Below are 19,329 nucleotides of genomic sequence, written 5' to 3' on the forward strand. Positions count from 1 at the left end.
GCATCAGCTGGAGCAGCTCACCGCTAAGGTTTTGCCCCACTCCGGCGGCCGCTGACGATATTCAGCGGCCGTCCGATCGCTGAAGGGGTGCTGCAGCGCCTGGTGCAGCCGTGCCAGCGCGCCCTGCTCACCCCGTTCGGCCTCTTCAATCGCCTGCTGGGCCAGATAGTTGCGCAGGATCACCGCCGGGTTCGCGGCTTTCATGACCGCCTGCCGTTCCGCATCGCTGACCTGCTCGTCCAGCAGGCGGCGGCGATACCCCTCATACCAGCGGTCAAACGCCTCACGATCGATAAACTCATCACGCAGCGGTGAGCGGCTTTCCCCCTGCTGCGTCTCGCTCAGCAGCCGGAACGTCAGCGTGTAGTCGCTGTGCTCCTGGGTCATCAGCGCCAGCAGATCGGTCAGAATCTGATTGTCACTGCTCTGCGGCGTCAGTAAACCGAGCTTCGCCCGCATCCGTTCGCCCCAGACCCGCATCAGTTCAGGTTCATAGGCGCTCAGTGCCGCTCGCAGCTGGTCGGTAGTCAGCAGACCCGATAACGCATGCGCCAGACGGTTAAGATTCCACAGGCCGATCATTGGCTGATTTTCAAAACTGTAGCGGCCCTGATAGTCGCTGTGATTGCAGATGAAGTCGGGCTGATAATCATCCAGAAAACCAAAGGGGCCATAGTCGAGGGTCAGGCCGAGGATAGACATGTTGTCGGTGTTCATGACTCCATGCGCGAAACCGACGCTCTGCCACAACGCGATGAGCCGCGCGGTGCGCAGCACGATGTCGGTAAACCACTGCTGATAGCGATCGGCTTCCTCTGTCAGATGCGGCCAGTGATGGCGAATGGCATAGTCGGCCAGCTGCTGCACTTTCTCCGGCTGCTGACCGTAAAAGAAGTGTTCGAAATGGCCGAAACGCAGATGGCTCGGAGAGATGCGCATCAGCATCGCCCCGCGTTCGGTGGTTTCGCGGTAGACCGGCTCGTCGCCGATCGAGAGCGTGAGTGCGCGGGTGGTCGGAATGCCCAGGTGGTGCAGCGCTTCCGATGCCAGAAACTCGCGCACGCTGGAGCGGATGACCGCCCGGCCGTCGCCCATCCGGGAGTAAGGCGTCAGGCCCGCGCCCTTGAGATGCCAGTCCAGTTTACTGCCATCTTCGAGACGCTGCTCGCCCAGCAGAATGCCGCGCCCGTCGCCAAGCTGCCCTGCCCAGACGCCAAACTGATGACCGCTGTAGACCTGCGCCAGCGGCTGCATGCCCGGCAGCAGATCCGCGCCATGCCAGACGTTGTGGCCCTGGCCCGCGAACAGCGCGCTGTCCAGGCCCATCTCAGCAGCGAGCGGCGCATTGTGATAGAGCAGGCGTCCACCGGCCAGCGGCGTGGGGTTGAGTGCGGTGTAATTCCCGGCAAGCTCACGGAACCAGGTGTTGTCAAAGGTGACCTTGCGTGAGGACATTGTTTCTCCCATGCGATGCTCAGCGTTACTCAGGTTAGTCCCTTAGTGTAACGCCGATAGCGGGGATTAACAGGTTCTGTCAGCCGGGGTGGCGTGAAGAAGGCTGCCGATCGTCGGCGCAGAGCAGCGAATGCAGGGCATCCGATTTGACGACCGGGAAGAGCGCCCCCTGGAAAACGGCGCCGCTCAGCTGGCTGACTTTATCCAGCAGCACCTCGTCGTCAACGCCACAAATAATCAGCTGATCGCAATGGGCGCGGAAATTATCGATAATGCTCTGAATAAACGGCACGAATGAGGCACGTTTGGCCAGCGAATGAATAAATTCCTTATCCAGGCAGATACAGCTGAATAAATTATCGTAGACCGCATTGGAAGGACTCTTGCCCGCACCGAAATGAGAAAGTGCCAAATTAAACTCAGCCGCAAGGCTCGCCAGCAACGCATTATTTTTGCCAAGCCGGAGTTGCGGAAACGCTTCAGTGATATTCAGCAGAATGAAGGGCAGCTGTTTTAATTTGCGCATCACCAGCTCGCTGGCCAGCAGCGTACGGGCCAGGTTTTCATCAATGCGTATAAATGCGGAAACCGAATGCGCTTCGAATACGCCGCGATACTGCTCCAGCAATCCGATCTGACTTTGCAGCAGACGCAGCTGCTGCGACTCATCGAGCTGCGGCAACAGCAGCTCCTGCGGCAGGGTGATGGGTGCACTCTCATGCACAAACTGCGTAACCAGCTCGACAGCGGTCAACCGTCCGTCAACGTCACAGACAGGATAGAACCAGATTTCCGACTGATAGTCGGCCGAGAGATGAATTTTCATTTTAATGCCAGAATATGCGGCGATGGAGATATCGTATAGGAATGGTCAGTTGCAGGCAATAGTGCCAAATCATTGAAGAGATGAACTTCTTTAGCCTTCCATTGCCGTTTGCCGGTTCGCTGTAACGCTTAAGCCAAATAGTAAGGCTAAAAGTGTACTTATTAACGGAATTAACGCCGCCCTTATTATGCTTAATAAAACTCAGGTTCAATAACTGTCATTTAAAATAAAACTTATGACCGCTGTTTTACCTCTATTTAAAATTGGACTTAAGTCTGATTCGGCAGTACTGGTTTATATGCGACGCGCCTGCCAGAACACTTTCCGCCAGTAAACATTGTCCAGTGAGGATCGGGTCACACCCTGACTGGTTGAGGCGTGAATAAACGCATTGTCACTGTCATAGATCCCCACATGCAGGCCATTCTCACCGCGTCCGGTTTTAAAAAAGACCAGATCGCCGGGCAGCAGCTCATCTTTGCTGATGCGCGTGCCGATGTCACTTTGGGCGGAGGTAGTGCGCGGCAGCTGCAGCGCAAACCTGTCGCGGAACGTCAGATAGACAAACCCGGAGCAGTCGACACCCTGGCGGCTCATGCCGCCATAGCGGTATGGCGTGCCGTGCCAGTTCCCGAGCTGATCGTTCAGTTCTGCAATCACGGTTATCGAATCGGAAAGACGGCCATTCACTGGCGGGGCGTGATGAGTGCACCCCGTCAGCAGCAGCACTAAAATCAGCAAACCCAGGCGCATCGCCAAATATCCTTATCAGAAATCGCAACCGGCTTAATGTAGCGGTAAAGCCCGCGGTGTAGCAAGTGTCAGGGCAACACGGTCAGCACGGTTCGCCCTTCCAGCTCAAGTTGCCGGAAAGTGATCTGATAAAGCGGTGTCAGGCGCTGTGGCGTCAGAACCGCTGCCGGTTCGCCCTGCGCAATCAGCTGTCCCCGATCCATCAGCCAGACCCGATCGGCCCGTTGCAGGCTGTGGTTAAGATCGTGGCTGCTGGCCACCACGCTGATGCCCGCCGCGCATAACTCTGCTATCAGATCGTCCACGGCTTTTTGCTGACCGATGTCCAGCGCGGTCATCGGCTCGTCAAGTATCAACAGCCGTCCCTGCGGATTGATCCGGGGATCGATCTGCAGGCAGACCGCCGCCAGCCTGACGCGCTGCCATTCACCACCGGAGAGCCGTGTCAGGGAACGGGAGAGTTTATCCTGCAGCTGAAGCCGTTGCAGCAGCGCGCCGAGCCGGGCATCGGCCTGCGGCCCTGCCTGTTTAAGATGCAGACGTAAATAGTGCCAGACCGGCATCTGGCTCAGCGGAACCTGCTGCTGGGGCAACCAGCCACGAACGCTGGCCAGCGCCGCACCCTGCCACTCCGCCAGCGGCCGGTCATCCAGCACGACCGAACCGGCGGCAGGTTGCAGTCCCGCTAACACACTCAGCAGCGTGCTCTTGCCTGCACCGTTAGGGCCTGCGACGTGCAGCAGCTGGCCCGCGGCGATTTCACCGCTCAGTGACAGCAGCCTTCCAGGAACAGCCGCCTGGTGCAGGCGCAGCAGCATCTACTTCGCCAGAGCCTGCTTAATGGTTTCCAGAATGATCGGATCTTCCGGCGTCATGTCCGGCGCAAAGCGCTGGATGACGCTGCCGTCCCGGCCAATCAGAAACTTTTCGAAGTTCCACAGGATGTCGCCTGGCGCTTTTGGCGCACGCCCTTTGCTTTCCATCCGCTCGTAAAAGCCGCTGCCTTCCGGACGGACCGCCTCTGGCCGCGCGGCAATCAGCTGAGCAAAGAGCGGATGACGCTCCGGGCCGTTGACCTCGGTCTTAGCAAACAGCGGAAAGGTCACACCATAGGTGGTGCTGCAGAACGTTTTGATCTCTTCGCTGCTGCCGGGCTCCTGCTCAAGAAACTGATTGCAGGGAAAGCCGAGCACGCTGAAGCCGTGATCCTGCCAGGCTTTCTGCAGATTCTCCAGCTCTTCATATTGCGGTGTCAGGCCACATTTCGATGCCACATTAACCACCAGCAGCACCTTGCCCTGCCATTGGGCCAGCGTGGTTTTTTCTCCATCGATCGTAACCAGTTCAGTCTGATAAATGTTCATATAAGTTCCTTGGATGCAGTTGTGGATGCAGAGTCGCCAGCCGGAACTAGCGAGAAGATTTCACCAGTAAAAGAATAAACAGCGGAGCGCCCAGCGTGGCGGTAACCACCCCTATCGGCAGCTCCGCCGAGGTCAGCGCCAGCCGCGCCACAATATCGGCGGCCAGCAGCACGCCCGCCCCCGCCAGCGCGGAGGCGGGCAGCAGATAGCGGTGGTCGCTGAGGCCACTCAGACGCAGCAGATGCGGAATAACCAGCCCGACAAAGCCAATGGCCCCTGCCATCGCCACGCTGATCCCCGTCAGCCAGCCCATCGCCAGCACCAGCAGATTACGCCAGCCGAACAGCGAGAGCCCGAGCTGACGGGCGGAGGTTTCCCCCAGGGCCAGCAGATTGAGAGCCGGGCCGGTTGCGCTCAGGGCCAGCATCACCGGCAACAGCGCCAGCATCATCCAGCCATAGCGCCAGTCAACCCCGCTGAATCCCCCCATCATCCAGTACATCAGCTGACGCAGATCGAGACTGGTGCTGAAGTAGACCGCCCAGGTCATGATAGCGCTGCAGATAATCCCCAGCGCCACGCCGGTGAGTAACAGCCGCGTCGTCGAAAGCTGGCGATGCGCAAAATGCAGCAGGATCAGCGTAATGACCAGCGCCCCGGCAATTGCGGCAAGCGCGAGGCTCCACAATGACCCGCTACCCAGCAGCACGCCGAGCACCAGGCCAATACCGGCCCCATTCGAGACGCCCAGCAGGCCAGGCTCGGCCAGCGGGTTGGTAAACAGCGCCTGCATCACCACGCCGCACATCGCCAGCGAGGCGCCAACCAGCACCACCGCCAGGCTGCGGGGCAACCGTAACTCCCAGACAAAGAGCCGGCTACTTTCGGTAAGCCAGTGTGAAGGCACAATCCAGCTGTCTCCTGCGCAGAGGCTGAGACAGAGCAGTGCAGAGAGCATCAGGGCTAGCGCCATCAGCCATTTCTGGCCGCGCCGGTCGGCCTGACGCGCGAGCTGGTCGAGCAGAGACATAAGCGGGATACGCTGAGAAAACAGAGATTTGATTGTAGAGGGATTGCAGAAAAAAGAAAGGTGGGTGCGCCGGAAGGCTGTCAGGATGGCGGGCGCGGCATGATGGCGGATAATCATGAAAAAAGGCCGCTTGCGCGGCCTTTTTGAAACGCTGAAATTCAGTCAGTCTCTTTGGGTGTAGCGTTCTCTACGCGGCTTTTCAGCTTCTGCCCTGGGCGGAACGTTACTACGCGACGCGCAGTAATCGGAATATCTTCACCCGTTTTCGGGTTTCTGCCAGGACGCTGGTTCTTGTCACGCAGGTCGAAATTACCAAACCCAGACAGTTTAACCTGTTCTCCGTTCTCCAAAGCGCGACGTACCTCTTCGAAAAACAGCTCTACTAACTCTTTGGCATCGCGTTTGCTCAGCCCGAGTTTCTCAAACAGGTACTCTGACATCTCAGCTTTTGTAAGCGCCATAGGTTCAATCCCTCAAGGTTGCCTGGAATCGCTCTTTTAATGCCGCAACGCATTTGCCAACGGTCGCGGCAATCTCCTCTTCTTCGAGTGTCCGGCTGGTATCCTGCAAAATCAGGCTGATTGCGAGGCTCTTGTAGCCCTCAGAAACGCCCTTACCGCGGTACACGTCAAACAAGTTTACGCCAACTACCTGATTTACGCCAACTTTCTTACACTCCGCAATGATATCTGCTGCTGGCACGTTTTCGGCCACTACAACCGCAATATCACGACGGTTCGCCGGGAAGCGAGAAATCTCGCGCGCGTCAGGCAGGACGCGGTCTGCGACCTTATTCCAAAGCAGTTCAAAGACTAAGGTGCGGCCGTTGAGATCAAGCTTACGTTCCAGCTCAGGATGAACCACGCCGATAAATCCGATTTTTTCATCGTGCAGATAAATCGCCGCGCTCTGGCCTGGATGCAGGGCCGGATTCACTTCAGCGCGGAAGCTGATTTCATCCAGTTTGCCGGTTAAATCGAGCAGCGACTCTAAATCGCCTTTTAAATCATAGAAGTCAACTGTCTGACGCGCCAGATCCCAGTGCTCTTCCACACGGTTACCGCTGATGACACCAGCCAGCATAAGATCCTGACGGATGCCTAAATCAGCCTGTGTATCCGGCACAAAGCGCAGACCGCTCTCAAACAGACGCACGCGGCTCTGCTGGCGATTCTGGTTATAGACCACCGCGCTGAGCAGGCCGGTCCAGAGCGAGAGGCGCATGGTCGACATATCGCTGGAGATCGGGCTGGGCAGCAGCAGCGCCTCTTCGCCCGGATGCAGCAGCTGCTGAATTTTTGGATCCACGAAGCTATAGGTAATCGCTTCCTGATAGCCTTTATCCACCAGCAGGTTTTTAGCGCGTTTCAGTGACAGGTTCGCTTCGCGATGACGGGTCATTACCAGGCCCGCCTGCACCGGCACATCCGGAATGTTGTTGTAGCCGTAGACACGGGCCACCTCTTCAACCAGATCTTCCTCGATCGCCATGTCGAAACGCCAGCTCGGTGCCACAGCCTGCCACTCGCCCTGGCCCACGGTGACGTCGCAGCCGAGACGCGTCAGGATGTCGGTGACCTGCTCATCGGCGATGACATGACCAATCAGACGATCCAGTTTTTCGCGGCGCAGCGTAATAGTCGCCGGAACCGGGAGTGCGGCCTGGTGAGTCTGATCGATGATCGGACCCGCTTCACCGCCGCAGATCGACAGCAGCAGCGCGGTGGCACGCTCAATTGCCCTATGCTGCAGCGCCGGATCAACGCCACGCTCATAGCGGTGTGACGCATCGGTATGCAGACCGTGACGGCGGGCGCGGCCGGTAATGGAGAGCGGATCGAAGTAAGCGCACTCAAACAGGATGTTACGGGTTTCGCCGTTCACACCGGAATGTTCACCGCCGAAGATACCGGCCATCGCCAGCGCCTGCTGATGATCGGCGATCACCAGCGTATCTGCCTGCAGGCTGGCTTCGGTGCCATCCAGCAGCGTCAGCTTCTCACCCTCTTTCGCCATCCGCACCACGATGCCGCCGTTGATGCGGTCGAGGTCGAAAGCGTGCATCGGCTGACCCAGCTCCAGCAGAACATAGTTGGTGATATCGACGACCGGATCGATCGAGCGAATGCCACAGCGGCGCAGCTTCTCTTTCATCCAGAGTGGCGTGGCCGCCGCGACGTTAATTCCTTTGACAACACGGCCCAGGTAGCGCGGACAGGCGTCTGTCGCCTCGACCTGAATCGGGAAGGTATCGTTCAGGGTGGCCGCAACCGGCTGCATTTCAGGCACGTTCAGCGGTAAGCCATTAAGTACCGCAACGTCACGGGCAATCCCGATCAGACCCAGGCAGTCCGCGCGGTTAGGCGTGACGCTGATCTCGATGGTGTTGTCATCCAGCTGCAGGTATTCACGGATGTCGGTGCCAATCGGCGCATCAGCTGGCAGTTCGATGATGCCATTATGGTCGTCGGAAATACCCAGCTCGGAGAAGGAGCAGAGCATCCCCTCAGAGGGTTCGCCACGCAGTTTGGCCGCTTTGATTTTAAAATCACCCGGCAGCACCGCACCCACGGTCGCCACGGCGACTTTCAGTCCCTGGCGGCAGTTCGGCGCACCACAGACGATGTCCAGCAGGCGATCGCCGCCCACGTTGATTTTGGTGACACGCAGTTTGTCGGCATTCGGGTGCTGACCGCACTCCACCACTTCACCGACCACGACGCCGTGGAACGCACCGGCAACACCCTCTACACCGTCCACTTCCAGACCGGCCATGGTGATTTGTTCAGACAGCGCGGCGCTGTCCAGGGCTGGATTTACCCATTCGCGTAACCAGAGTTCACTGAATTTCATTGGATAACCTGCCCTTACTTAAATTGTTTGAGGAAACGTAAATCATTTTCGAAGAAGGCGCGCAGATCGGTCACGCCATAGCGCAACATGGTCAGACGCTCCATGCCCATTCCGAAGGCGAAGCCGGAATAAACTTCCGGGTCGATACCAACATTGCGCAGTACATTAGGATGGACCATGCCGCAACCCAGCACTTCCAGCCACTTGCCGTTTTTACCCATCACGTCCACCTCAGCGGAGGGTTCGGTAAACGGGAAATAGGAAGGACGGAAACGAATCTGCAAATCTTCTTCAAAGAAGTTATTCAGGAAATCGTGCAGCGTGCCTTTGAGGTTGGTGAAGCTGATATTTTTATCAACAATCAGCCCTTCCATCTGATGGAACATCGGCGTGTGGGTCTGATCGTAGTCGTTACGGTAGACGCGGCCCGGCGCAATGATGCGAATGGGTGGCTGCTGAGCCTGCATAGTACGGATCTGCACGCCAGAGGTCTGCGTGCGCAGCAGTCGGGTAGCATCGAACCAGAAGGTGTCATGATCGGCGCGCGCCGGATGGTGAGCAGGAATGTTCAGCGCATCAAAGTTATGGTAGTCATCTTCGATCTCTGGCCCGGTCATAACAGCAAAACCCAGCTCGCCAAAGAAGGTCTCAATGCGGTCCATGGTGCGGGTCACCGGATGCAGGCCACCGTTCTCAATACGACGCCCTGGCAGGGAAACATCAATGGTCTCCTGCGCCAGACGGGCATTCAGTACGTCGGCTTCGAGTGCCTCTTTGCGGGCATTCAGGCGATCGGTCACCTGCTGTTTGGCTTCGTTGATGACCGCACCCGCTGCAGGACGCTCCTCTGCTGGCAGCTCGCGTAATGTGGTCATCTGCAGTGTCAGATGGCCTTTCTTACCCAGATATTCGACGCGCACCGCGTCAAGGGCGGCGATATCTGTCGCCCCGTCGATGGCCGCCGTGGCGCTGGCCACCAGTTCTGCGAGTTGAGACATAATTTCCTCTTTTTCCAGTCAGGCTGGTCAGTTCTCGTTGGGACCTGCCGGTCCAATATGCTAGCGCCAGAAACAAAAAAGCCTCCACGAGGGAGGCTTTCAGCGCGATTTTTCGTTTCTTCTCTTATGCGCAAAAGCCCCCGGATATCAGGCGCTAAAGTAAAAAAAGAAACGGAAAATAGCAGCATTCATGCTTGCAGTTACCTTGTCATGCTCATACCGGGACACTATTGAAATGCGCAGCGGCGAAAATGTCAATCTTTTGCGTAGGTTACAGGCAATAAAAAAGGGAGCAAGCTCCCTTTTCTATCTGACTTACGCCAGAGCTGATTTCGCTTTTTCGACCAGTGCAGTGAATGCCACTTTGTCGAATACAGCGATGTCGGCCAGGATCTTACGGTCGATCTCAATGGCTGCTTTTTTCAGACCATTGATGAAACGGCTGTAAGACATACCGTTCTGACGTGCCGCTGCGTTGATACGCGCGATCCACAGCTGACGGAACTGACGCTTACGCTGACGACGGTCACGGTAAGCATACTGACCAGCTTTGATAACAGCCTGGAAAGCAACACGGTAAACACGTGAACGTGCACCGTAATAGCCTTTAGCTTGTTTTAAGATTTTTTTGTGACGTGCGCGAGCAACTACACCACGTTTTACACGAGCCATTTAGCTCTCCTGTTTAATATTCTGAATTAATGAAAAAAATTTACTTATGCGTACGGCAGGCAGGCAATAACCAGACCCAGATCGCCTTTTGACACCATGCCTTTAGGGCGCAGGTGACGTTTACGCTTAGTAGATTTCTTCGTCAGAATATGACGCAGGTTTGCGTGTTTACGCTTGAAGCCGCCAGAAGCGGTCTTCTTGAAGCGCTTAGCCGCGCCACGTACAGTTTTAATCTTTGGCATTTTAAAAATATCCACTTCGCATTGTTGATAACATGACCCAGACAGGCGAACACATCACCGCACAGCGCGGACGCTGCACGGCAATGGCTACTTGAAAGCCTACTGTTTCTTCTTAGGAGCGAGCACCATGATCATCTGGCGGCCTTCGATCTTCGAAGGGAAGGATTCGACAATGGCCAAATCCAGATCTTCACACAGGTCTTTACGGACGCGGTTAAGCACTTCCATACCGATCTGCTGGTGCGCCATCTCACGACCGCGGAAGCGGAGCGTGATTTTGGCTTTATCGCCATCTTCCAGAAAGCGAATCAGGTTGCGTAGTTTGACCTGATAGTCGCCATCATCGGTTCCAGGACGGAATTTAATTTCCTTAACCTGAATAACTTTTTGCTTCTTCTTCTGTTCCTTAGAAGATTTGCTTTTTTCATAGAGGAACTTGCCGTAATCCATGATGCGGCAAACCGGCGGTTCGGCATTCGGACTGATCTCGACGAGATCGGCACCCGATTCCTCGGCTTTTTCCAATGCTTCGCGTAATGTGACAATGCCAATCGGCTCGCCATCCATGCCCGTTAAGCGCACTTCTGTTGCGCGGATTTCACTGTTAATTTTGTTCGGACGCGTCGGTAGTACTCGTTTTCCGCCTTTAATACTTTATTCCTCCAATTGGTGAAGATTGCGGCTGCGAATCTCTTGTTGCAGCTTCTCAACAAACAGATCAACATCCAGCGACCCCAGGTCTTTACCACGGCGGGTGCGAACGGCAACTTTGCCAGCTTCCACCTCTTTATCACCGCAGACCAGCATATAAGGGACGCGACGTAATGTGTGCTCGCGGATTTTAAAGCCTATCTTCTCATTTCTCAAGTCTGCCTTCACACGAATGCCAGCATTCTGCAACTTACGTGTCAAAGACTCAACATATTCTGCCTGCCCGTCGGTAATATTCATCACCACGACCTGCAGCGGTGCCAGCCAGGTTGGGAAGAAACCGGCGAACTCTTCAGTCAGAATCCCGATGAAGCGCTCCATCGAACCCAGAATCGCACGGTGAATCATCACTGGCGTCTGACGATCGTTGTTTTCACCCACATAGGTTGCTTCAAGGCGTTTTGGCAGGGAGAAGTCTAGCTGAACTGTGCCGCACTGCCAGGCGCGATCGAGACAATCGTACAACGTGAACTCAATTTTAGGGCCGTAGAACGCGCCCTCACCCGGCTGATACTCAAACTCAATGTTGTTTTCGTTCAGGGCCGCCGCCAGGTCTTCCTCGGCGCGATCCCACATCTCATCGGTGCCGATACGCTTCTCAGGACGGGTGGAGAGTTTCACCACAATCTTTTCAAAGCCGAAGGTGCTGTACATGTCATAAACCATGCGGATACAGCTGTTCACTTCGTCACGCACCTGTTCTTCTGTACAGAAGACGTGTGCATCATCCTGAGTGAAGCCACGAACGCGCATCAGACCGTGCAGCGCACCCGATGGCTCGTTACGGTGACAGCTACCGAACTCCGCCATACGCAGCGGCAGATCGCGGTACGATTTCAGACCCTGATTAAAGATCTGAACGTGACCCGGACAGTTCATCGGTTTAATGCAATATTCACGGTTCTCTGAAGAGGTGGTGAACATCGCCTCTTTGTAGTTTTCCCAGTGGCCGGTTTTTTCCCACAGGACGCGGTCCATCATGAACGGACCTTTTACTTCCTGATACTGGTACTCTTTCAGCTTACTGCGGACAAACACTTCCAGCTCGCGGAAGATGGTCCAGCCGTCGTTGTGCCAGAAGACCATGCCCGGGGCTTCTTCCTGCATATGGTAGAGATCCAGCTGCTTACCAATCTTGCGATGGTCACGCTTCGCCGCCTCTTCCAGACGCTGCAGATAGGCCGCCAGCTGCTTTTTGTCTGCCCATGCGGTGCCATAAATACGCTGCAGCATTTTATTGCTGCTGTCGCCGCGCCAGTAGGCACCGGAGATTTTCTGCAGTTTAAAATGGTGACAGAACCGCATGTTCGGCACATGCGGACCGCGGCACATGTCGATATATTCTTCGTGATGATAGAGGCCAGGCTTGTCGTCGTGGCTGATGTTTTCATCAAGAATGGTGGTTTTATAGATTTCGCCACGCGCCGCAAAGACATCACGCGCTTCCTGCCAGCTGACTTTTTTCTTCACCACATCGTAGTTGGTCTCAGCCAGCTGATGCATGCGTTTTTCCAGCAGGTCGATATCTTCCTGAGTCAGCGTGCGGTCGATGTCGACATCATAATAGAAGCCGTTATCGATAACCGGGCCAATCGCCATTTTGGTATCGGGCCACAGCTGCTTGATCGCATGCCCTAACAGGTGCGCACAGGAGTGGCGGATGATTTCCAGACCCGCTTCGTCTTTAGCGGTAATGATCGCAACGGCGGCGTCTTCGGTAATGGGATCGACAGCATCAACCAGTTCTCCGTTGACCCGACCCGCGATACAGGCCTTTGCCAGACCGGGACCGATATCCAGTGCAATATCCATCACACTGACAGGGCGGTCAAACACGCGCTGGCTGCCATCAGGAAGCGTAATTACAGGCATTTCATATCCTTATTTGCAGTGGTAAGCCACACGAAAGCCTACATGCAATGTCATGAGAGGTTTGACCTGGCGTAATATCAGACCCACATTGTCGGAATATCGCCAGGCTCACAGTGCAGGCAGATAATAGCAGTTTTCCCCGGCGAGAAAAACCATCCCCTTTTTGCTAAGCCGTGGAGCGAACAAAAAAAAGCGGCCTGACACAATGTCAGGCCGCCGGGGATCCTGCCGCAAAAATGCGCTTACATCGCGTAAGAGAGCATGATTGAGGTTTTGGTATCGGTACGATCTGGCGCAGACTCCGCCGGATTGTTGTTCCAGGTCACGTTGTACGCCAGCTTCAGCGCGAAGTGGCTGTTGATAGCGACCTGCAGACCGGTTTCGGAGTTGACCGTCGTATCTTCGCCGAAGCTGCTCAGCACCGAGACACCCTGAATAAATTTGGTGGTGTCGGTCAGCTGCCACTGGTAGCTGACTGCGCCGTAGCCCAGCGCTTTGGTCTGATGGCCACCCGCATGGTAATCGTCATAACGCACACCCGGACCGAATTCCGCACGCAGCGAGTGCACCGGGCCGTTCAGGATCTGACGACCGTAACCGGCGGTCAGGACATCGCGTGAGTCATAACCGTTGAAACGGTCGCTCAGCCAGCTCGCCTGACCAAACAGGTAGTCATAGGCGCTGACGTTGTAACGTGAACGACCGCCGATGTTGTAGGTCTCAGAAGAGCGCTCATCGTTGGACGAGGTGTTGGCTGCGTTACCCCACAAGCTGTACGCCATCGATGATTGATACCAGGTCATGTTGGTCTGGGCAGTCAGGGAAGAGCTGGTGGTATTACCGGTTTGCGCCAGATAGCCCGCTGAAGCAGAACCTTCAAACGGCTTTTTCGCCGTGGAAGGGTCATCCATTGAGGTGAATACGGCGTTATCGGCCAGTGCCTGATGACAAAAAGCTCCAGCGGAGAGCAAAAGAACAGCAGACAGCTTGTTATAGGCTTTCATTAAATATGATCCGAGCGACTGTTTAAAAAACGGAGAGTCTGAAGCGTTTTGCCAGCCATTCAATGCAATTTACGGTAAGTTTTGTAAAAAATTATTAACTTACAAAAAACGCCGATAATGCCCCTGGCAACCCGTGTTAATTGGGACTCATCTGATTAACGTCGCGCATTATAGTGCCGCCCGACCGAAAAGATAGCCGTTACGGCAGAAGATTTTTCAGCCTGCCTGGCGCACCGCTGACAGACCTTTACGCTGAGCGTCATCTCAGATGCGCGCCCTCGCCGCTGCCGTTCGCCTGTTTTTTCACCATGGTCTACGCTCAGTTCAGTTTCCTTTTCCCGGAGGTGCCTTATGAGCAACAGTGATCTGACCCGCTATATCGTAACCTTTCATTATCAGGAGTCGGGATTGAGTGACATCCTGGAGCTGACCAGCGCAATGACCGCCGCCGGGTTCAGCACCACGCTGATGGATGAAGAGGGCCATCCTCATGAACTGGGCACCAACAGTTATGGCATTGTCACGACCCTGGCGGAAGAGGATCTGCGACAGCAGGTTACGGCAGCCGGTGAAAGTGTGCTGGGTCAGAAGCCTGACGTGACCCTGATGACCCTTGAGGCCTATCTGCACGACACCCCGCAGTAATGTTTTGTGACCCGGGCGCAGAATAAGGGGTGCAATCGCGCCGGTTTTGGTGAATATTCAGGCATACCATCGTACTTACGCAGCGAATAAAGAGGACAACCCTATGTGGTCAGCCATTAGTCGTCTGTTAAGCGAGCAGTTAGGCAACGCCGAAATCACGCAACGTCACGCCCTTGCGGGCGGCGATATCCATCCCACCTGGCATATCCGCTACGGTGATCACGACGTCTTTGTCAAAAGTAACAGCCGCGAGATGCTCTCACTCTTTACGTGGGAGGCCGATCAGCTGGCGTTGCTGGCGCGCACCGGCACGGTCCGGGTGCCGCAGGTCTATGGCGTGGGACATCACCGCGAAGGGAGCTTTCTGCTGATGGAGTATATCCGGCCGCAGCCGCTGGATGAGCAGAGTGCCTGGCAGCTGGGTCAGCAGCTGGCGCATCTTCATCAGTGGAGCGAACAGACCCAGTTTGGCCTCGATTTCGACAATAACATTACGACGACGCCGCAGCCCAACAGCTGGCTGCGGCGCTGGTCAGTGTTCTTTGCCGAGCAGCGTATCGGCTGGCAGCTGCAGCTGGCGGCGGAAAAAGGGCTTCACTACGGTGACACCGAACGGATCATCGCCTCGGTTCAGCGGGTGCTGGCGTCACATCATCCGCAGCCGTCGCTGCTGCATGGCGATCTCTGGCCGGCCAACTGCGCGAACAGCGCCAGCGGGCCCTGGCTGTTTGATCCCGCCTGCTACTGGGGCGACCGTGAGTGTGACCTGGCCATGCTGAGCTGGTTTCCCGACCTGCCCCGCCAGATTTACGAGGGCTATCAGGCGGCGTGGCCGCTGCCGGACGGTTTTTCGCAGCGTCTGCCGGTCTACCAGCTCTACTATCTGCTGAACCGGGCCAACGTGTTTGGCGGGCACTGGCCTGACGACGCGCAGTTCGCCATTGACCAGTTGCTGGAAGAAGAGGCGTACAGCCTCCGTCAGGCCAAACCGGCCTGACGGCAACCGCAGTCAGATAAAGCCCAGCAGCGACAGCACAAAATATCCGGCTATCGCAATCACCACAGGCAGAACGTAAAGCGGGAAAATCTGCAGGAAGATGGTGTGACGGGGAACGCGCACCTTCTCTTCCAGCTGCTGGCGGCTGCGCCCTTCGCTGCCTTTGGCCTGCTCCAGAATCATCTGGTCCTCAATGCCCTCTTTCACATGACGCGCCTGGCGCCCCATCCGCGCACCGGAGGACTCCAGCGCCAGCCCGACAAAAATCAGGATGTAGATCAGCCAGAAGCCCAGGTTCATTTGTCCGTTAAATTCCGGCACCGGCGAGTTCTGCCAGAAGACGTTCAGGAACGGCGTATTGAAGCGCAGCATATCGACGATGACATGCACAAAATCGAGCATCACCGCATCGATGCCCGGTTGCTTCTCACTGTGCTTAAACATAAAGCTTAAAACAGAAATAATGGTCGACAGCAGCGCCACTAAAAACAGCACCCAGCCCGCCACACGCTTGAGGATGGCGATGCGGCCAGCCTGTTGATAGGTCATATTCTCTCCTTTAGCCGGAATCCGGTTTGGCGTAAGTCTACCTGCCAATGGCGAAATTTCCCAAAAAAAGCGTGGCTGACCGGGTAGCGCGTGCGTCACCGGCGAAAGATGCTAAGGTAACGCCGACTTTATAAGGAGATGCCGATGCCCTATCACCGCCCTGTGCTCGCCGCCCTGTTTGATATGGATGGCTTACTGATCGACTCTGAACCGCTGTGGGATCAGGCCGAACTGGATATCTTTTCAACGCTGGATGTCGACCTGTCACGTCGCAGTGAACTGCCCGATACGCTGGGTCTGCGCATCGATCAGACTGTGCGGATGTGGTACGAAACGCTGCCGTGGCAGGGGCCTTCGCAGCAGGAAGTAACGGAACGAATTATTGCGCGCGCCATGACGCTGGTGGCGCAGACCCGGCCGCTGCTGCCGGGCGTGGAGACGGCCCTGCAGCTCTGTCGCGACCAGGGGCTGAAGATCGGCCTGGCCTCCGCCTCACCGCTCAGGATGCTGGAGCAGGTGCTGGAGATGTTTAATCTGCGGCACTATTTTGACGTGCTCTCTTCAGCTGAAGCCCTGCCATACAGCAAGCCGCATCCGCAGGTCTATCTCAACGCCGCTGACCGGCTGGCAATCGATCCGCTCAACTGCGTGACGCTGGAAGATTCGTTTAACGGCATGATCGCGACTAAAGCCGCGCGTATGCGGTCAATCGTGGTGCCCGCCGCGGAACATCGCGACGATCCCCGCTGGGCGCTGGCCGATGTGCGGCTGGCGAGCCTCAGCGAACTGACCCTGCACCATCTGCAGGGATAATCATCTGCCCGCCTGTGCGGGCTTTTTTTTGCCTGCTCTCCTCGCTTCATGATCCACGCCTCAAAAAAAATAAAACATCGTTTCATTTTTATTGAATTACCTTCTCACTCTTCCTAAGATGCACCTGTTCCCCCTTCGGGGCATCGACACCCTGACCTGCAGAGAGGCCTGAGATGGAGATTCGACAAAGCATTCACAGCGATCACGCCAGACAGCTCGACACCGGGGCGCTGCGGCGTGCGTTCCTGATTGAGAAAATATTTAGCGCGGATGATTACACCCTGACCTACAGCCATATCGACCGCATCATCATTGGTGGCGTAATGCCGGTGAACAGGCCGGTCACGATAGGGGATGAGATGGGAAAACAGCTGGGCGTCAGCTATTTCCTCGAACGCCGCGAGCTGGGCGTGATTAATATCGGCGGGCCGGGTCAGGCAGAGGTTGACGGTAAAATATGGGAGATCGGGCACGAAGAGGCACTCTATATCGGCAAAGGCGCGCGCACTCTGCAGTTCCGCAGCCTGGATCCGGCCCGACCCGCCCGCTTTTATTACAACAGCGCGCCCGCGCACTGCACTTACCCGGACAGAAAGATCACGTTGTCTGAGGCGGCCAGCACCACACTGGGCGCTGCCGCGACCGCTAATCGTCGTACCATCCACAGGTTTATCGTGCCGGATGTCCTGCCCACCTGCCAGCTCACTATGGGTCTTACCAGACTGGAGGAGGGCAGCCTGTGGAACACCATGCCCTGTCACACCCATGAACGCCGTATGGAAGTCTATTTCTATTTCGATCTGCCTGAGGAGAGCGCGGTTTTCCACATGATGGGGGAGCCGCAGCAGACCCGTCATCTGCTGGTGCATAACGAACAGGCGGTGATCTCACCCAGCTGGTCCATCCATGCCGGAGTTGGCACGCAGTGTTACGCCTTCATCTGGGGCATGGTGGGCGAGAATCAGGTCTTTGAGGACATGGACCCCGTCAACATCAGCGCACTGCGCTGAGCAGAGGAGAATCATCTATGGTACTAAACAGCTTTGATTTAGCAGGTAAAGTGGCCATCGTGACCGGCTGTAACACCGGCCTGGGCCAGGGCATGGCGCGGGGGCTGGCGCAGGCTGGCTGCGACATTGTGGGCGTCAACCGCGCGGCGGCGGATGAAACGCAGCGTCAGGTTGAAGCGCTGGGCCGCCGTTTCTGGCCGGTGACGGCCGACCTGGTGCGCAGCGAGGTGGCCACGCAGGTCGTGGAACAGGCTGTCGCCGCCGCAGGCCGGATCGACATTCTGGTGAACAATGCTGGCATTATCCGCCGCGAAGATGCGCTTAATTTCAGCGTACAGGACTGGGATGATGTGATGAACATCAACAGCAAGTCCGTGTTTTTTCTGGCACAGCAGGCCGCACGCCGCTTTATCGCGCAGGGGGGTGGCGGCAAGATTATCAATATCGCATCAATGCTGTCGTTTCAGGGCGGCATCCGCGTGCCCTCCTATACCGCCTCGAAAAGCGCGGTGATGGGGCTGACCCGCCTGATGGCAAACGAATGGGCGAAGCATGGCATCAATGTCAACGCCATCGCACCGGGTTACATGGCGACCGACAACACTGAACAGCTGCGTAACGATGCGGCGCGCAGTGAAGAGATTCTGGGGCGCATTCCGGCGGGCCGCTGGGGCGTGCCTGAAGATATGATGGGCCCGGTGGTGTTTCTGGCCTCCTCCGCCTCGGATTACGTTAACGGCTATACCCTGGCGGTCGATGGCGGCTGGCTGGCGCGTTAATCATTTGCGCGGGCAGTGTTTCATCACTGTCCGCGATGTTAAAAATATTCATGCTTCGTTACAGCGTCACATGTTCTCATTTACTGGACAAATCCCTATACTGGATGCATCGACAGTTTTCTTTGCAACCAGGTTCTATCATGACGGGCGAAGGCCACATCATTTTTGCCATTGCCAGCGCTATTTTCGCAAAGCGTGCTGAGCTGACACCCGTTCTGGCGCAGGCCGACTGGTGGCATCTTGTTCCCTCAGCGCTGCTGACCTGTCTGCTGCCTGACATCGACCACCCTAAATCTCTGCTGGGACAGCGACTGCGCTGGCTCTCGCATCCGATTGCGCGGGCGTTCGGGCACCGGGGCTTTACCCATAGTCTGCTGGCGGTAGCCGCCGGATTGTGGCTTTTTCAGATAAACCTTCCCCAGTCGTCGCCAATACCGCCGGACGTGCTGCAGGGGCTGACGCTGGGCTATCTCAGCCATATCGTGGCCGACATGCTGACGCCCGCCGGGGTGCCGCTGCTGTGGCCCTGCCGCTGGCGCTTCCGCCTGCCGATTCTGCGCAGTCAGAAAGGAAATCAGCTGGAGCGGGCGCTGTGCCTGGGCCTGGTGGGCTATGCACTCTGGTTTCCGGTGGGGATGCCATCTTTTGGTGCAAACGGCTGGCCGACCCAGCTGTTTGATACGCTGCAGAATGGCGTCGGTCGGTTAATCTCCGCGCATCATGCGCAATAAATCAGCGTAAAACACCATTCAGTTA

At 56.5% G+C, this 19,329-nt stretch carries 22 protein-coding genes and 1 other annotated feature; of the genes, 6 read left to right on the plus strand and 16 right to left on the minus strand.

What is annotated here, in order from left to right:
- Positions 1-3 precede the first annotated feature (3 nt).
- The 15 genes from ACNY69_RS10370 to ACNY69_RS10440 all read right to left on the minus strand — a co-directional run bounded on the left by ACNY69_RS10370 (position 4) and on the right by ACNY69_RS10440 (position 13,780).
- Entirely contained in the window at positions 4-1,455 is a 1,452-nt protein-coding gene (locus ACNY69_RS10370) for a protein adenylyltransferase SelO (protein ID WP_418798255.1), read from the minus strand.
- A 79-nt stretch (positions 1,456-1,534) separates the two neighbouring features.
- Positions 1,535-2,281, minus strand: a complete 747-nt coding sequence (locus tag ACNY69_RS10375; RefSeq protein ID WP_111139085.1) for an EAL domain-containing protein — start codon at positions 2,279-2,281, stop codon at positions 1,535-1,537.
- A gap of 294 nt (positions 2,282-2,575) precedes the next feature.
- Complete coding sequence (locus ACNY69_RS10380) at positions 2,576-3,034, minus strand: NlpC/P60 family protein (RefSeq protein WP_111139086.1); 459 nt, start codon at positions 3,032-3,034, stop codon at positions 2,576-2,578.
- 68 nt (positions 3,035-3,102) lie between these two features.
- The gene (gene btuD, locus ACNY69_RS10385; protein WP_111139087.1) at positions 3,103-3,852 is read right to left on the minus strand and encodes a vitamin B12 ABC transporter ATP-binding protein BtuD; all 750 of its coding nucleotides are present in this window, start codon (positions 3,850-3,852) and stop codon (positions 3,103-3,105) included.
- Positions 3,853-4,398 (minus strand): glutathione peroxidase, encoded by a 546-nt coding sequence (locus ACNY69_RS10390; protein ID WP_111139088.1) that lies wholly within the window; start codon positions 4,396-4,398, stop codon positions 3,853-3,855. It lies immediately after the preceding gene.
- A gap of 46 nt (positions 4,399-4,444) precedes the next feature.
- A complete protein-coding gene (btuC, locus tag ACNY69_RS10395) occupies positions 4,445-5,428 on the minus strand; it encodes a vitamin B12 ABC transporter permease BtuC (RefSeq protein WP_111139112.1) in 984 nt (327 codons plus the stop codon).
- Between the two features lie 158 nt (positions 5,429-5,586).
- Positions 5,587-5,889: an integration host factor subunit alpha gene (gene ihfA, locus ACNY69_RS10400; protein WP_003853259.1), complete on the minus strand. Its 303-nt coding sequence runs from the start codon at positions 5,887-5,889 to the stop codon at positions 5,587-5,589.
- A gap of 4 nt (positions 5,890-5,893) precedes the next feature.
- Positions 5,894-8,281 carry a phenylalanine--tRNA ligase subunit beta gene (pheT, locus tag ACNY69_RS10405; RefSeq protein ID WP_293769828.1) on the minus strand — a complete coding sequence of 796 codons (2,388 nt, stop codon included), beginning with the start codon at positions 8,279-8,281 and terminating at the stop codon, positions 5,894-5,896.
- A gap of 14 nt (positions 8,282-8,295) precedes the next feature.
- On the minus strand, positions 8,296-9,279 hold the full coding sequence (gene pheS / locus ACNY69_RS10410) for a phenylalanine--tRNA ligase subunit alpha (protein ID WP_111139090.1): 984 nt from the start codon (positions 9,277-9,279) through the stop codon (positions 8,296-8,298).
- A gap of 71 nt (positions 9,280-9,350) precedes the next feature.
- Positions 9,351-9,476: a sequence feature (Phe leader region), on the minus strand.
- The gene (gene pheM / locus ACNY69_RS10415; RefSeq protein WP_106120997.1) at positions 9,427-9,471 is read right to left on the minus strand and encodes a pheST operon leader peptide PheM; all 45 of its coding nucleotides are present in this window, start codon (positions 9,469-9,471) and stop codon (positions 9,427-9,429) included. It overlaps the preceding feature by 45 nt.
- Positions 9,477-9,594: 118 nt before the next feature.
- On the minus strand, positions 9,595-9,951 hold the full coding sequence (gene rplT, locus ACNY69_RS10420) for a 50S ribosomal protein L20 (protein ID WP_006118956.1): 357 nt from the start codon (positions 9,949-9,951) through the stop codon (positions 9,595-9,597).
- Between the two features lie 44 nt (positions 9,952-9,995).
- Positions 9,996-10,193, minus strand: a complete 198-nt coding sequence (rpmI, locus tag ACNY69_RS10425) for a 50S ribosomal protein L35 (protein WP_004157374.1) — start codon at positions 10,191-10,193, stop codon at positions 9,996-9,998.
- 99 nt (positions 10,194-10,292) lie between these two features.
- Positions 10,293-10,844: a translation initiation factor IF-3 gene (gene infC / locus ACNY69_RS10430; RefSeq protein ID WP_111139091.1), complete on the minus strand. Its 552-nt coding sequence runs from the start codon at positions 10,842-10,844 to the stop codon at positions 10,293-10,295.
- 3 nt (positions 10,845-10,847) lie between these two features.
- On the minus strand, positions 10,848-12,776 hold the full coding sequence (gene thrS, locus ACNY69_RS10435; protein WP_111139092.1) for a threonine--tRNA ligase: 1,929 nt from the start codon (positions 12,774-12,776) through the stop codon (positions 10,848-10,850).
- A 242-nt stretch (positions 12,777-13,018) separates the two neighbouring features.
- On the minus strand, positions 13,019-13,780 hold the full coding sequence (locus ACNY69_RS10440; RefSeq protein ID WP_111139093.1) for a DUF481 domain-containing protein: 762 nt from the start codon (positions 13,778-13,780) through the stop codon (positions 13,019-13,021).
- A gap of 351 nt (positions 13,781-14,131) precedes the next feature.
- Between ACNY69_RS10440 and ghoS the strand changes: the two genes are divergently transcribed.
- Both ghoS and ACNY69_RS10450 read left to right on the plus strand, forming a co-directional pair.
- Positions 14,132-14,425 carry a type V toxin-antitoxin system endoribonuclease antitoxin GhoS gene (gene ghoS, locus ACNY69_RS10445; RefSeq protein ID WP_367395440.1) on the plus strand — a complete coding sequence of 98 codons (294 nt, stop codon included), beginning with the start codon at positions 14,132-14,134 and terminating at the stop codon, positions 14,423-14,425.
- Between the two features lie 103 nt (positions 14,426-14,528).
- Positions 14,529-15,422, plus strand: coding sequence for a fructosamine kinase family protein (locus ACNY69_RS10450; RefSeq protein ID WP_418798222.1), 894 nt, complete (start codon positions 14,529-14,531; stop codon positions 15,420-15,422).
- 12 nt (positions 15,423-15,434) lie between these two features.
- Here the strand turns inward: ACNY69_RS10450 and ACNY69_RS10455 are convergent, their stop codons facing one another.
- A complete protein-coding gene (locus ACNY69_RS10455) occupies positions 15,435-15,971 on the minus strand; it encodes a YniB family protein (RefSeq protein WP_418798224.1) in 537 nt (178 codons plus the stop codon).
- Positions 15,972-16,115: 144 nt separating this feature from the next.
- Here ACNY69_RS10455 and hxpB point away from each other — a divergent pair, with 144 nt between their 5' ends.
- The 4 genes from hxpB to ACNY69_RS10475 all read left to right on the plus strand — a co-directional run bounded on the left by hxpB (position 16,116) and on the right by ACNY69_RS10475 (position 19,304).
- Entirely contained in the window at positions 16,116-16,784 is a 669-nt protein-coding gene (gene hxpB / locus ACNY69_RS10460) for a hexitol phosphatase HxpB (protein WP_111139096.1), read from the plus strand.
- 173 nt (positions 16,785-16,957) lie between these two features.
- Positions 16,958-17,794, plus strand: coding sequence for a 5-dehydro-4-deoxy-D-glucuronate isomerase (gene kduI / locus ACNY69_RS10465; protein ID WP_111139097.1), 837 nt, complete (start codon positions 16,958-16,960; stop codon positions 17,792-17,794).
- Between the two features lie 17 nt (positions 17,795-17,811).
- Positions 17,812-18,573, plus strand: a complete 762-nt coding sequence (gene kduD, locus ACNY69_RS10470) for a 2-dehydro-3-deoxy-D-gluconate 5-dehydrogenase KduD (protein ID WP_111139098.1) — start codon at positions 17,812-17,814, stop codon at positions 18,571-18,573.
- A gap of 140 nt (positions 18,574-18,713) precedes the next feature.
- A complete protein-coding gene (locus ACNY69_RS10475) occupies positions 18,714-19,304 on the plus strand; it encodes a metal-dependent hydrolase (protein WP_111139099.1) in 591 nt (196 codons plus the stop codon).
- Positions 19,305-19,329 lie beyond the last annotated feature (25 nt).

The sequence above is a fragment of the Pantoea graminicola genome, assembly GCF_048452665.1.
Taxonomy (GTDB): domain Bacteria; phylum Pseudomonadota; class Gammaproteobacteria; order Enterobacterales; family Enterobacteriaceae; genus Pantoea.